This is a genomic window from Pseudomonas sp. BP01 (genome assembly GCF_022760795.1).
In the GTDB taxonomy this organism is placed as follows: Bacteria; Pseudomonadota; Gammaproteobacteria; order Pseudomonadales; family Pseudomonadaceae; genus Aquipseudomonas; species Aquipseudomonas putida_Q.
Map to the genome: position 1 here is coordinate 91,041 of NZ_JAFBKA010000016.1, position 13,530 is coordinate 104,570.

Below are 13,530 nucleotides of genomic sequence, written 5' to 3' on the forward strand. Positions count from 1 at the left end.
CCAAACTGGGCCAGCGTCAAGGCACCCGCTGGCTCGAGCCATTGCAATTTCAAGCAGCTACAAAGGCGCTTTCTCAGGCAAGGAAATTAATGTACCAGGGCATGGCCTTGGAAATACCACTCATCACGTCATAAGCCGGTTCGTAACCCAATAGCTTCTGCGCCTTTGAAATATCCGCTTGCGAGTGCCTCACATCGCCAGCACGAAAATCACGGTATACGGGGGCTTTTGAATAGACCACACCGTTCTCTTCCAGGCCCTTACGCAATGCCTCGAACAATTGATTGAGGGAAGTTCGGCCACTGACTGCCACGTTGTAGACTTGGTTGACAGCCGCAGGGTCGCCGCTAGTTGCAGCCAGAAGGTTCATCTGCACCACGTTTTCAATGAAGCAGAAATCACGACTGGTCTCACCGTCACCATTGATAAACAGGTCGTCCGCGCTGATCATCGAAGCAAGCCACTTAGGAATGACCGCCGCGTAAGCACCTTGCGGGTCTTGCCGACGGCCGAACACATTGAAGTAGCGCAAGCCGACGCTGTTGAAATTGTAAGACCTGAAGAAGACCTCGGCATACAGTTCGTTCACATACTTTGTCACCGCATACGGCGATAACGGCTTGCCAATCACGTCTTCTACCTTTGGCAAACCTGGGTGATCACCATACGTCGAGCTACTCGCCGCATAGGTAAAACTTTTGACCGCCGCATCACGTGCAGCAACCAACATGTTCAAGAAGCCGTCGATATTGGTTGCATTGGTAGCAATGGGGTCGTTCAGCGAGCGCGGCACTGACCCCAGAGCCGCCTGATGCAGCACATAATCCACACCGCGACAGGCCGCATGGCAATCATCCAGATTGCGGATATCACCTTGCATGAAGGTGAAGCGACTCCATTGCTGGGCACTGACATTGGCCCTGACCTCGTCGAGATTACGCTGGTGGCCCGTTGCGAAGTTATCCAGGCCCACTACTTCCTGATCGAGCAAAAGCAGATGCTCAAGCAGGTTGGACCCGATAAACCCTGCCACCCCGGTAATCAGCCATCTTTTAGGGCTTTGGGCAAGCAGTTGTTGAACCGACTCGTATGCTGTCATTTTTCAAGCCTACCTTTAATCTTTAACAAAGCTGTCATCGTTGCCAACTAAAGGCGTATATCGGAACTTGCAGCATCCAGCAGATACTTCAAGTCGTAGAGTACGTGGCCGGGCTTGCCATAGGCACGAATGGCAGCCTCGCCGAGCGCCTTGAACTCCTGATGCGCAACGGCCACAACGATGCCGTCATAGGCGCCCGCAGGCGGGGTAGCCACGGGCGTGATGCCATACTCATGCTGAGACTCGGCCGCATCAACCCAAGGGTCAAATACGTCGACGCCAATACCGTACTCACTCAACTCGGCAATAACATCAACAATGCGTGTGTTGCGCAGATCCGGGCAGTTTTCCTTGAACGTCAAGCCCATAACCAGCACGCGCGCCCCTTCCACCTGAAGACGCCGCTTGAGCATCGCCTTGACCAATTGTGAGGCAACGTAGCGCCCCATCGAGTCATTCAACCGCCGACCAGCAAGGATGATCTCTGGATGGTACCCAATGGCCTGGGCTTTGTGCGTGAGGTAATAAGGGTCGACGCCAATACAGTGCCCGCCCACAAGGCCAGGGCGAAACGGCAAGAAGTTCCACTTTGTGCCTGCAGCATCCAGCACCGCCTGGGTATCGATACCCAGCCGATTGAAAATAATCGCCAGTTCGTTGATCAATGCGATATTCAAATCGCGCTGGGTATTTTCAATGACCTTGGCTGCCTCGGCAATTTTGATACTTGCCGCCTTGTGCGTACCCGCCGTGATGATTTCCCGGTACAGCGAATCGACCACATCAGCAATGGCCTCGGTCGAACCCGATGTAACCTTTTTGATCGTCGTTACTCGATGTTCCTTGTCACCCGGATTTATACGCTCAGGGCTATAACCTGCGAAAAAATCCTGGTTGAATACCAGCCCGGACACACGCTGAAGGACTGGGACACAGACTTCTTCGGTCGCCCCCGGGTAGACCGTAGACTCATAAATCACGATGTCACCGGCTTTCAAGATTCGGCCGATGGTTTCAGAAGCCTTCACCAGCGGAGTCAGATCCGGCTGTTTGTATTCGTCGATAGGTGTAGGAACGGTAACAATAAATACATTGCAACGGCGCAGATCTTCAGTTTCCGCGCTGTAACTCAGCAACTGTGCGCTCGCCAGCTCGTCAGCGCTGACCTCTTGAGTCGCATCGTGACCTGCCTTCAATGCATCAATTCGCGATGCATTGATATCGAACCCAACGACTTCACGACGCTTGCCGAACTCGACTGCCAAGGGCAGACCTACATAGCCTAAACCAATAACCGCCAGCTTAATATTCATGGGGACGTTCATCTGTAAAGTTAAACGAGGTCATCGCCGGCGGGAATCCAGCCTGGCGACACCGCAGGATACTGATCTAAAACCAGGGGTGCGCCCCTACCCAAGCAACAACACATTTACTCCCGGGCACTGCGCGCAAACCGGCGCGTGAGGAAAAAGGCCCGATAAAGAGCAATAAGAACGCCGAGCAACAGCCCCAGGAACGCACTCAGCACCACAATGAGTGCCTTCCGTGGATGGACCGGCTTATCGGAAGCATACAAGCCTCCATCCTGGCGATAGACCTCAATAACCGCAGGGTCTACCTCAAGCCCTTCGTAGAAGGCGATGGTTTCCTGATCGCGCCGTAAATGATCCACGAACGGGTCATCGGAAGTACGGGCGCGCAGGTTTTTTAGCTCTGCCTCGATCGCACGACTCCCCCTCATGTACACCAGCGAGCCCTCCATGTTCGCCGACAGCTCCGAACTGCCATTTCCCGAAATGATGGGCGGCTTTTCCAAGCCGATTGATTGCGCTACAGCCAGTGCCTCAGAAAGACGAGCAATACGGTCCTCGCGGGCTTTACGTGCCTCCTCCCTGGCGGAACGAACACGCTCTTTCAGATTACTTGCCTTGACCAACGCATCGGCACGCACATCGGCAGTTACTTCATTTTTGGCCTGCTCCCCGGCAAGTTTCGCATACTGGACGATCCAGTCAGCAGCTTGCTGTGGGTCACGGGACGTCGCAACAATCTCGAAACGACCGGGCATGTCTTTAACCGCGACGGGCACCGAGACAACTTTATTGAACTTCGCATACAGATCATCCTGAGCGCCACGCCGATCTGCTTCGGGTAGCGACTTCAAATAGACCTCACGATAGAATTGCCGGCGCACCGCCTCTGACTGAAGATAACGCACATAGCTTTCATAGACGGTTTTTACCGATAAGTCAGGTAACCCGCTGTCACCGCCTCTTCCATAATTGAGTTGCGCAATGTCTTTCTGAGAAGGCGACTGGACGAAAACCCTCGCCTCATATATAGGAGTCGCCAGCAGCGCATAGGCTATACCTATCACCGTAACGACCGTCGCAGTCAACATCACAATCCATTTTTGCTTCCATAGCCCTTCGATCAATTCCACCAAATCGACTACAGACTTGCCGTTTAAACGCTCACGGTCATTGTGCATTTATTCTATTTTTTCCTTAGCCCATACTGCTTTCCGACATCATCGACGCATCACCCAACTGGCGAATACCAACATGCCTGAACGTATTCACGCCAGGCAGCGCGACCTCACGTGTCATTGAGGGTAAGGTGAATCAGCACCCCACTCAAGGTTTTTTAGCGTAGCGCATCGATGACCGCCAAGAAGGAATAGAGCTGGAAAATGCTGAAATGTTCCTGCAAGCAACGACAGCTGGTCAGGTGCCGGCCTACGCCACCGTAACATCGACGCACCGCCCCAACCGGGCGGCTTCATTAGCCAGCGCCACAGCAAGTGCATGCTTTGCCTTGGCTTCGCCATGCACCAATACTATACGACGGGCAGGTGCCTCACACTGCAGCGCAAAACTTACGAGCTCGCGCTGATCTGCATGTCCCGAAAACCCTCCGAGCGTAATCACCTTGAGACGCACCTCATACATTTCTCCATCCAGATCAATCTGCACAAAACGCTCGGCCCCCTCACTGGCCTGTATCACCGCCCCCGGAGTACCCTTGGCCTGGTACCCCACAAACATCACCTCATGCCGCGGATCCCCCAGCATGGTCTTGAGGTAATTGACAATCCGCCCACCCGAGCACATGCCATTGCCGGCAATCACGATCGCCGGCCGCCCGGTGCTTTGCAGGTAATTGACCACCTGCTGGTGTCGGGCATGGGTGTCCACGTTGATCAGCTGGCTGAAGCCGAGCGGGTCGCGCCCCTGTGCAAGGCGCGCCCTGGCCTCGGCATTCCAGTAATCGTGCAGTTCTCGGTACGCGCTGGTGATGCGTTGAGCCAATGGCGAGTCGAGGATGATGGGCAGCTGCGACCAGTCGAGCGGATCGCCATCGGGCCCTGGGCCGGCTTTGCCTAGCAAAGCCTTGCGATGCAGTATGTCCTCGAGCTCGTAGAGCAATTCCTGGGTGCGGCCCAGGCTGAATGCCGGGATGAGGATGGTGCCCTTGTCTGCCAAGGCACGATCGATGGCATCTTCCAGACGCTGCCTGCGGTCGCCGCCATGCGAATGCAGGCGGTCACCATAGGTGCTTTCCAGCACCAGTACGTCAGCACGCTCCGGGGGCTGCACCGGGCGCAGCAATGGGTTGCCACAAGCGCCCAGGTCACCGGAGAACACGTACCGGGTATTGGCCTGCCCCTGCTGAATGTCGCACTCCACATAGGCTGACCCCAGCAGATGCCCTGCGCGCTGCAGGCGGATGCGGCAAGCAACACCCGGGCCCTCGACCACCGCGTGCCACTGCTCGAAAGGCAGCGGCACAATAAGGTCACGGATCAAATCGATGTACCGCGCCACTTGCGCAGGCTCGCGGCTGATGCTCAGCCTGTAGGCGTCTTCCAGCACCAGCGGCAGCAGCCGGGCAGAGGGCTCGCTGCACAGGATGGGGCCGCGGAAGCCAGCGGCTAGCAGTGCAGGGATGCGACCCACGTGGTCGAGATGAACATGGGTGATGACCAGGGCGTGGATGCCCTGTATGTCGAAGCCGAGTGCCGCGCTTTCCGCACCTGGCGCAGCTTCGCTCCCCTGCTCAAGCCCGCAATCGATCAGCAGACTGGTGGCCGCATCAAGGTGCAACTGGTGGCAAGACCCGGTGACGCCCCGGGTACCACCGTGGTGGGAAAGGCTGGGATATTCCATGCTGCGCACACTCGCCGGGGCCGAAAATGAAGTGGGCTATTACTCCATGACGGCCGGTGTATGCATAGGTGAGACTTTCCTACGAGGGTGTAGGAAATTTCCTTAGTTGCTGCTGAGTGCCGCCTTACGGGCAGACTCCCTGATCTTGCGCTTGCTGCGCTGCACGCCATAGGCACCCAGCAACGGCCCGACTGCCAGGCCAATGACCAAGGCGGCCAATACCAGCACGGCAACCGGCATGGCCGGCGCGGCCCAGCCGAACAAGACCAACGAAACGGCTTGCTGGTTTTCCAGCACGAAGAACAAAACCACAGCCGCCAACAGCAGCACGAACACCGCCGCCAGGGCGCGCTTGAGGTTACGCATCAGAATGCTCCTTGATTGATCAGGCTTCAGCCTCGTCTTCTTCGTTGACCCGGTCTCGCAGCTCTTTGCCGGGCTTGAAGTGCGGCACAAACTTGCCCTCGAGGCTGACCGACTGGCCGGTCTTGGGGTTACGGCCCACGCGCGGGGCGCGATAGTGCAGCGAGAAGCTGCCAAAACCGCGAATCTCGATGCGATCACCAGTGGCAAGGCACTGTGACATCTGCTCAAGCATGGTCTTGATGGCCAGCTCCACGTCCTTGGGCGAGAGCAGCCCCTGATGGGTGACAATACGTTCGATCAGCTCCGACTTCGTCATATTTTTCCCTTCGTTATCAAGCAGCTAGATCATTGCTTAACCAGTTTGTAGCACGCTGGGAGGGATTTGAACAGGGTGGTTCTTGACTTAATAAAAAAATTCAAGATTGAAGTTTTGCAAGAATGGTCTAGCCGGCCGGGGCAAGCAGGCCTCTTTATTCTGGCCAGCACGCCCCCTGTGGGAGCGGGCATGCCCGCGAAGCAGGCGGCGCGGTGGATGGCACGGGCTTCGCCCGTGTTCGCGGGCGCGCCCGCTCCCACAGTGATCGCGCTAGCATTTAATTACCAGTAGCGGGACCGGGCCACCTGGTGGAACTTTGCAAGCAACGCCTAGTACGCCGAGCTGGCTTCATACAGGCAAAAAAAAGGGCGACCCGAGGGTCGCCCTTTTTTACCGATCAAACAGAACTCAGTTCTGCTTGGCCATTGCTTCGCGCAGCAGCGCAGCCATGGTGGTGTCGGCAGCCGCTTCCGGAGCGTTTTTCAGGCTCTGGATGGCTTCGCGCTCTTCAGCGTCGTCTTTCGACTTGATCGACAGGCTGATAACGCGGGACTTGCGGTCAACGCTGATGATCTTGGCTTCGATCTCTTCGCCTTCCTTCAGAACGTTACGCGCGTCTTCAACGCGGTCACGGCTGATTTCGGAAGCTTTCAGAGTGGCTTCGATGTCGTCGGCCAGGGTGACGATGGCGCCTTTGGCGTCAACTTCTTTCACGATGCCCTTGACGATAGCGCCCTTGTCATTGACAGCAACGAAGTTGGAGAACGGATCGTCTTCCAGCTGCTTGATGCCCAGGGAGATGCGCTCGCGCTCTGGGTCGACCGACAGGATGACGGTTTCCAGCTCGTCGCCCTTCTTGAAACGACGTACGGCTTCTTCGCCGGTTTCGTTCCAGGAGATGTCGGACAGGTGAACCAGACCGTCGATGCCGCCGTCCAGGCCAATGAAGATACCGAAGTCGGTGATCGACTTGATGGTACCGGTGATCTTGTCACCCTTGTTGAACTGGCCGGAGAAGTCTTCCCATGGGTTGGACTTGCACTGCTTGATGCCCAGGGAGATACGACGACGCTCTTCGTCGATGTCCAGAACCATGACTTCCACTTCGTCGCCAACCTGAACGACTTTCGACGGGTGGATGTTCTTGTTGGTCCAGTCCATTTCGGAAACGTGTACCAGACCTTCAACGCCTTCTTCCAGCTCAGCGAAGCAGCCGTAGTCGGTCAGGTTGGTAACGCGAGCTTGTACGCGAGTACCTTCTGGGTAGCGGGCAGTGATAGCTACCCACGGATCTTCGCCCATCTGCTTCAGACCCAGCGAAACGCGGTTGCGCTCGCGGTCGAACTTCAGAACGCGTACGTCGACTTCGTCGCCAACGTTAACGATTTCCGAAGGATGCTTGATGCGCTTCCAGGCCATGTCGGTGATGTGCAGCAGGCCGTCGATACCGCCCAGGTCCACGAATGCGCCGTAGTCGGTGAGGTTCTTGACGATACCTTTGACTTGCTGGCCTTCCTGCAGGGTTTCCAGCAGGGCTTCGCGCTCGGCGCTGTTCTCGGCTTCCAGCACGCTGCGACGCGAAACAACAACGTTGTTGCGCTTCTGGTCCAGCTTGATGACCTTGAATTCCAGCTCTTTGCCTTCGAGGTGGGTGGTGTCGCGCACAGGGCGGACATCAACCAGGGAGCCCGGCAGGAACGCACGGATGCCGTTAACGTCGACAGTGAAGCCGCCCTTAACCTTACCGTTGATAACGCCCTTGACCACTTCTTCGGCGGCGAAAGCTGCTTCCAGAACAATCCAGCACTCGGCGCGCTTGGCTTTTTCACGGGACAGTTTGGTTTCGCCAAAGCCGTCTTCGACCGCGTCCAGCGCAACGTGAACTTCGTCACCGACCTTGATGGTCAGCTCGCCAGCTTCGTTGTAGAACTGCTCGAGCGGGATGACGCCCTCGGACTTCAGGCCAGCGTGTACGGTAACCCAGTCGCCGTCGATGTCGACAACGATACCGGTGATGATGGCACCCGGCTGAAGATTGAGGGTTTTCAGGCTTTCTTCAAAGAGTTCTGCAAAGCTTTCGCTCATTTTAATTCCTGTAGATTCGGGCGAAACAAACGCCCATAACCACATTCCAGACAATGTGGGTTCGTTTTAAGTAAAGGAAAGCCGGCAGGACGTTGACTGGTGCCCCTGCCTGCTTTCCTGGCGATCAGATAAGGTCGCGCTGGGCGATCTCACTTCTGATACGTTGCAACACCTGCTCGATGGACAACTCGGTAGAGTCCAACTGAATGGCATCGGCCGCTGGCTTCAGCGGGGCCACTGCACGTTGGGTGTCGCGCTCATCACGCGCACGAATCTCATCCAGCAGACTCGACAGACTAACATCTTCACCCTTGCCCTTCAACTGCAGGTAACGGCGACGTGCCCGCTCCTCCGCGCTGGCGGTCAGGAAGACCTTCAACGGAGCGTCGGGGAACACGACGGTACCCATGTCGCGGCCGTCGGCGATCAACCCCGGCACTTCGCGGAATTCGCGCTGACGCACCAGCAGCGCATCACGCACTGCTGGCAGCGAGGCCACCATCGACGCACCGGCGCCGACGGTCTCGGTGCGGATGACGTTGCTGACGTCCTCACCCTCAAGGATGATCTGTTGCAGCTTACCGGGCTCAGCGGCGATGAACTGCACGTCCAGATGAGCGGCAAGCCTGGCCAGCAGCTCTTCGTTGGTCAGGTCGACGCCGTGGTTGCTGGCATTGAATGCCAGCAACCGGTAAAGCGCGCCGGAATCCAGCAGCTTCCAACCCAGCTCGCGGGCCAGCAGCCCGGCTACCGTACCCTTGCCCGAGCCGCTTGGCCCGTCGATGGTGATGACTGATGCCTGCGAATTCACGACTTGCCCTCTTCTGCCACGCGGATGCCGACTTCGGCGCACAGCGCCAGGAAGTTGGGGAACGAGGTGGCGACGTTGGCACAGTCATGGATGCGGATCGGCGCGCTGGCGCGCAGCGAAGCGACACTGAAGGCCATGGCAATACGGTGGTCACCGTGGCCATGCACTTCGCCACCGCCCAACTGGCCGCCATCGATGATGATGCCGTCCGGGGTCGGTTCGCACTTGATGCCCAGGGTGATCAGGCCGTCGGCCATCACCTGGATGCGGTCGGACTCCTTCACCCGCAGCTCTTCGGCGCCACGCAGCACGGTGCGCCCTTCGGCACAGGCGGCGGCCACGAACAGAACCGGGAATTCGTCGATGGCCAGCGGCACCAACGCTTCAGGGATGTCGATACCTTTCAGCCTGGCACCGCGCACGCGCAGGTCGGCCACGGGCTCGCCGCCGACTTCATGCTGGTTTTCCAGGGTGATGTCGCCACCCATCAAGCGCAGGATGTCGATTACACCGGTGCGGGTCGGGTTGATGCCAACGTGCTCCAGCACCAGTTCGGAACCTTCGGCGATGGAGGCGGCCACCAGGAAGAAGGCTGCCGAGGAAATGTCGGCCGGCACTTCGATGCGGGTAGCCGTCAGCTTGCCACCGGACTGCAACGAGGCCACCGGGCCATTCGACTCGACCGCATAGCCAAAGCCGCGCAGCATGCGCTCGGTGTGGTCACGGGTAGGCGCAGGCTCGGTAACGGTGGTCTTGCCTTCGGCGTACAGGCCGGCCAGCAGCAGGCAGGATTTGACCTGGGCGCTGGCCATCGGCAGCGTGTAGGTCAACGCCTTGAGCTTGCTGCCACCGCGGATGGTCAGCGGCGGGCGGCCTTCCGGGCCGGTCTCGACCACAGCACCCATTTCGCGCAGCGGGTTGGCCACCCGGTTCATTGGGCGCTTGGACAGCGAAGCGTCGCCCGTCATGGTCACGTCGAACGACTGGCCGGCCAACAGGCCCGACAGCAGGCGCATCGAGGTACCGGAGTTACCCACGTACAGCGGCCCGGGCGGCGGCTTGAGGCCGTGCAGGCCAACACCGTGAATGGTCACGCGACCGTGGTTGGGGCCTTCGATGACCACCCCCATGTCGCGGAATGCCTGCAGGGTCGCCAGTGCGTCTTCACCTTCGAGGAAGCCTTCGACTTCGGTGGTGCCTTCGGCCAGCGAGCCGAGCATGATCGAGCGGTGGGAAATCGACTTGTCGCCCGGTACGCGGATTCGCCCGGACAGGCGGCCACCGGGTTGGGCCAGGAAAATAAGATCGTTGGCGTTCATAGCGTCCACATAGGCCCGGCGGGCCAGGATTTTACTGAAATGCTCGCGGGCAACCCGTGCGCGGGTGAATACACCCAGCAACTGGTGCCCGTCCCCTTCAGCGATCGCGTCACGCAAGGCGTCGAGATCGCTGCGATATGTATCGAGTGTGCGCAGGACAGCGTCGCGGTTGGCGAGGAAGATGTCGTGCCACATGGTCGGGTCGCTGCCGGCGATTCTTGTGAAATCGCGAAAGCCTCCCGCAGCGTACCGGAAGATCTCGAGGTTTTCATTGCGTTTGGCCAGCGAATCGACCAAGCCAAAGGCCAGCAGGTGCGGCAAGTGGCTGGTAGCTGCCAGCACTTCGTCATGGCGTTCGACCGACATGTGCTCCACATCGGCACCCAGCGCACGCCACAGGCAGTCGACCAGGGCCAGCGCGGCCGGGTCGGTTTCGGCCAGCGGCGTGAGAATCACCTTGTGCCGACGGAACAGGGTGGCGTTGGAGGCCTCTACCCCGCTCTGCTCGGAACCGGCGATTGGGTGGCCGGGGACGAAGCGCGGCAGGCGCTGACCGCTCTCGTTCACAAAAACAGAACGCGCCTCACGGACGACATTACCCTTGGCACTGCCAACATCGGTAATGATCGCATCGCCCAGATCGAGCCGGGCCAGCAGGGCCAGGACTTTCTCCATGGCCAGGATGGGCACGGCCAGCTGGATGACATCGGCACCGACACAGGCTGCGGCGAGGTCTTCTTCGCAGCGGTCGACCACGCCCAGGGCCACGGCCTGCTTGCGCGAAGGGGCGTCGAGGTCGACACCGACCACTTCGCGGCACAGGCCGCTTTCACGCAGGCCCTTGGCGAACGAGCCACCGATCAGGCCGAGGCCGACCACGACCAGGCGGTTGATGATCGGCTCAGGTTTGGTTTTTGCTGCTTTTACCACTGGTGCGAACCCTGTTCTGAAATCTGGACAGCCTGTGAGACTGCAGGGGCTGCCTTGCAGCCCATCGCCGGCAAGCCAGCTCCTACAGGGACCGCGCAAATCTGGAGACTGCCGCTGTACCTGTGGGAGCTGGCTTGCCGGCGATGGGCCGCGCAGCGGCCCCGGCAATCTTCGATCAAAGCACCGCCTTTGGATAAGAGCCCAGCACCTTCAGCGCCACAGCCTCTTGACTGATCTGCTCGAGCACCGCCTTGATCAGCGGGTCGCGGTGGTGGCCAACAAAATCGATGAAGAACACGTAGGTCCACTTGCCGCTGCGCGACGGGCGGGTCTCGATGCGGGTCAGGTCGATGCCGTTCTGGTGGAACGGCACCAGCAACTCGTGCAAGGCACCTGGCTTGTTGCTCATCGAGACAATGATCGAGGTCTTGTCGTCGCCGGTCGGCGGCACTTCCTGGCTACCGATCATCAAAAAGCGCGTGGAGTTGTCCGGGCGGTCTTCGATCTTTTCGGCCAGGCGGGTCAAACCATACAGGTTGGCCGCCATGTCGCCGGCGATCGCCGCCGAGTTCCACTCGCCCTTGACCCGCTTGGCCGCCTCGGCATTGCTCGACACCGCCACGCGCTCCACATTCGGGTAGTGCGCGTCCAGCCACTTGCGGCACTGGGCCAGCGACTGGGCGTGGGAGTAGATGCGGGTGATGCTGTCGGTCTTGGTACTCTCACCTACCAGCAGGTGATGGTGTATGCGCAGCTCGACTTCGCCGCAAATCACCATGTCGTGCTCGAGGAAGCTGTCCAGGGTGTGACTGACCGCACCTTCGGTGGAGTTTTCCACCGGCACCACGCCGAAGTTGACGGCACCGGCCGCCACTTCGCGGAACACTTCGTCGATAGCCGCCATCGGCCGGCTGATCACCGCGTGGCCGAAGTGCTTCATGGCCGCGGCCTGGGTGAAGGTACCCTCAGGGCCGAGATAGGCAATTTTCAACGGCTCTTCAAGGGCCAGGCACGACGACATGATTTCGCGGAACAACCGCGCCATCTCTTCGTTGCCCAGCGGGCCCTTGTTGCGCTCCATCACGCGCTTGAGCACTGCGGCCTCACGCTCGGGACGGTAGAACACCGGCTTCTCGCCCTCTTTGAGCGAGGCGGTCTTGACCCGGGCTACTTCTTCGGCGCAACGGGCGCGGTCGCTTATCAGCTCGAGAATCTTCTCGTCGAGGCTGTCGATACGCACGCGCAGCGCCTTGAGTTCCTGTTCGGACATCAGCCGTGCTCCTTCTCGAATTCGGCCATGTAGCCCACCAAGGCCTCCACAGCCTCAAGGCCCAGGGCGTTGTAGATGGAAGCGCGCATGCCGCCCACCGAACGGTGGCCCTTGAGGTTGAGCAGGCCACGGGCATCGGCGCCGGCAAGGAAGGCCTTGTCCAGGCGCTCGTCAGCCAGGCGGAACGGCACGTTCATCCACGAACGGGCGTTGACGCTGATCGGGTTGGTGTAGAAATCGCTGTTGTCGATGAAGCCGTACAGGCGCTCTTTCTTGGCGCGGTTGCGCTGCTCCATGGCGTCGACGCCACCTTGCTCTTTCAACCACTCGAAGACCAGGCCCGACAGGTACCAGGAGTACGTGGCCGGGGTGTTGTACATCGAGCCGTTGTCAGCCGAAACCTTGTAGTCGAGCATGGTCGGGCAGCTGCTACGGGCACGGCCCAGCAGGTCTTCGCGCACGATGACCACCACCAGGCCGCTGGGGCCGATGTTTTTCTGCGCGCCGGCGTAGATCAGGCCGAACTGCGACACGTCGATGGGGCGCGAGAGGATGTCGGAAGACATGTCGACCACCAGCGGCACATCGCCAGTCTGCGGCACCCAGTCAAACTGCAGGCCACCGATGGTCTCGTTGGACGCATAGTGCACGTAGGCAGCGTTCTTGGTCAGGTTCCAGTCGTTCTGGCCCGGAATGCTCAGGTAGTCGTAGGGCTTGGCACTGGCGGCAACGTTGATGTTGCCGAAGCGGCGCGCTTCCTCGATGGCTTTTTTCGACCAGATGCCGGTTTCGATGTAATCGGCAGTGCCGTTTTCCGGCAGCAGGTTCAGCGGAATTTCGGCAAACTGCTGGCTGGCGCCGCCCTGCAGGAACAACACTTTGTAGTTGGAGGGGACGGACAGCAGGTCACGCAGGTCCTGCTCGGCCTTTTCGGCGATGGCCACGTAATCGTCGCTGCGATGGCTCATTTCCATCACCGACAAGCCCTTGCCGCGCCAGTCCAGCATCTCTGCCTGGGCACGCTGCAACACAGCATCAGGAAGCGCGGCAGGGCCTGCGCAGAAGTTAAAGGCTCGTTTGCTCACATCCACTCTCGCTCTGCCAAATAGAACAAAATCGTAATTCGGTGGCCACATTCCATGCAGGATCGGTGGCGCCTGCATCG

Annotated in this window: 11 protein-coding genes; all 11 read right to left on the minus strand. The window is 59.2% G+C overall.

The genetic code is table 11. The features are described 5' to 3' along the window. Positions 1-73 precede the first annotated feature (73 nt). A complete protein-coding gene (locus tag JOY50_RS16095; RefSeq protein WP_243055524.1) occupies positions 74-1,099 on the minus strand; it encodes an NAD-dependent epimerase/dehydratase family protein in 1,026 nt (341 codons plus the stop codon). Positions 1,100-1,146: 47 nt separating this feature from the next. Continuing rightward, positions 1,147-2,424, minus strand: a complete 1,278-nt coding sequence (gene tviB, locus JOY50_RS16100) for a Vi polysaccharide biosynthesis UDP-N-acetylglucosamine C-6 dehydrogenase TviB (protein WP_243055525.1) — start codon at positions 2,422-2,424, stop codon at positions 1,147-1,149. 104 nt (positions 2,425-2,528) lie between these two features. Continuing rightward, a complete protein-coding gene (locus JOY50_RS16105; protein ID WP_243055526.1) occupies positions 2,529-3,590 on the minus strand; it encodes an LPS O-antigen chain length determinant protein WzzB in 1,062 nt (353 codons plus the stop codon). Positions 3,591-3,837: 247 nt separating this feature from the next. Continuing rightward, positions 3,838-5,268 (minus strand): MBL fold metallo-hydrolase RNA specificity domain-containing protein, encoded by a 1,431-nt coding sequence (locus JOY50_RS16110; protein ID WP_243055527.1) that lies wholly within the window; start codon positions 5,266-5,268, stop codon positions 3,838-3,840. A 102-nt stretch (positions 5,269-5,370) separates the two neighbouring features. Then, positions 5,371-5,634, minus strand: a complete 264-nt coding sequence (locus JOY50_RS16115) for a lipopolysaccharide assembly protein LapA domain-containing protein (RefSeq protein ID WP_019472264.1) — start codon at positions 5,632-5,634, stop codon at positions 5,371-5,373. Positions 5,635-5,653: 19 nt separating this feature from the next. After that, positions 5,654-5,950 (minus strand): integration host factor subunit beta, encoded by a 297-nt coding sequence (gene ihfB, locus JOY50_RS16120; protein WP_019472263.1) that lies wholly within the window; start codon positions 5,948-5,950, stop codon positions 5,654-5,656. Positions 5,951-6,358: 408 nt separating this feature from the next. After that, positions 6,359-8,035, minus strand: coding sequence for a 30S ribosomal protein S1 (gene rpsA / locus JOY50_RS16125; RefSeq protein WP_003252673.1), 1,677 nt, complete (start codon positions 8,033-8,035; stop codon positions 6,359-6,361). A 124-nt stretch (positions 8,036-8,159) separates the two neighbouring features. Continuing rightward, positions 8,160-8,846, minus strand: coding sequence for a (d)CMP kinase (gene cmk, locus JOY50_RS16130; protein WP_019472262.1), 687 nt, complete (start codon positions 8,844-8,846; stop codon positions 8,160-8,162). Further along, positions 8,843-11,062: a bifunctional prephenate dehydrogenase/3-phosphoshikimate 1-carboxyvinyltransferase gene (locus tag JOY50_RS16135; protein ID WP_243055537.1), complete on the minus strand. Its 2,220-nt coding sequence runs from the start codon at positions 11,060-11,062 to the stop codon at positions 8,843-8,845. Before JOY50_RS16135 ends, cmk begins: the two co-directional genes overlap by 4 nt. 208 nt (positions 11,063-11,270) lie before the next feature. Further along, on the minus strand, positions 11,271-12,365 hold the full coding sequence (gene pheA, locus JOY50_RS16140; protein ID WP_016501012.1) for a prephenate dehydratase: 1,095 nt from the start codon (positions 12,363-12,365) through the stop codon (positions 11,271-11,273). Beyond that, on the minus strand, positions 12,365-13,450 hold the full coding sequence (gene serC, locus JOY50_RS16145; RefSeq protein WP_026034555.1) for a 3-phosphoserine/phosphohydroxythreonine transaminase: 1,086 nt from the start codon (positions 13,448-13,450) through the stop codon (positions 12,365-12,367). Before serC ends, pheA begins: the two co-directional genes overlap by 1 nt. Between the last annotated feature and the right edge of the window lie 80 nt (positions 13,451-13,530).

What these genes read in the sequence shown, in the direction of transcription:
- pheA (WP_016501012.1), bottom strand. Translation starts at nt 12,365, where the DNA reads ATGTCCGAACAGGAACTCAAGGCGCTGCGCGTGCGTATCGACAGCCTC.
- JOY50_RS16095 (WP_243055524.1), bottom strand. Translation starts at nt 1,099, where the DNA reads ATGACAGCATACGAGTCGGTTCAACAACTGCTTGCCCAAAGCCCTAAA.
- tviB (WP_243055525.1), bottom strand. Translation starts at nt 2,424, where the DNA reads ATGAACGTCCCCATGAATATTAAGCTGGCGGTTATTGGTTTAGGCTAT.
- JOY50_RS16110 (WP_243055527.1), bottom strand. Translation starts at nt 5,268, where the DNA reads ATGGAATATCCCAGCCTTTCCCACCACGGTGGTACCCGGGGCGTCACC.
- rpsA (WP_003252673.1), bottom strand. Translation starts at nt 8,035, where the DNA reads ATGAGCGAAAGCTTTGCAGAACTCTTTGAAGAAAGCCTGAAAACCCTC.
- ihfB (WP_019472263.1), bottom strand. Translation starts at nt 5,950, where the DNA reads ATGACGAAGTCGGAGCTGATCGAACGTATTGTCACCCATCAGGGGCTG.
- JOY50_RS16115 (WP_019472264.1), bottom strand. Translation starts at nt 5,634, where the DNA reads ATGCGTAACCTCAAGCGCGCCCTGGCGGCGGTGTTCGTGCTGCTGTTG.
- JOY50_RS16105 (WP_243055526.1), bottom strand. Translation starts at nt 3,590, where the DNA reads ATGCACAATGACCGTGAGCGTTTAAACGGCAAGTCTGTAGTCGATTTG.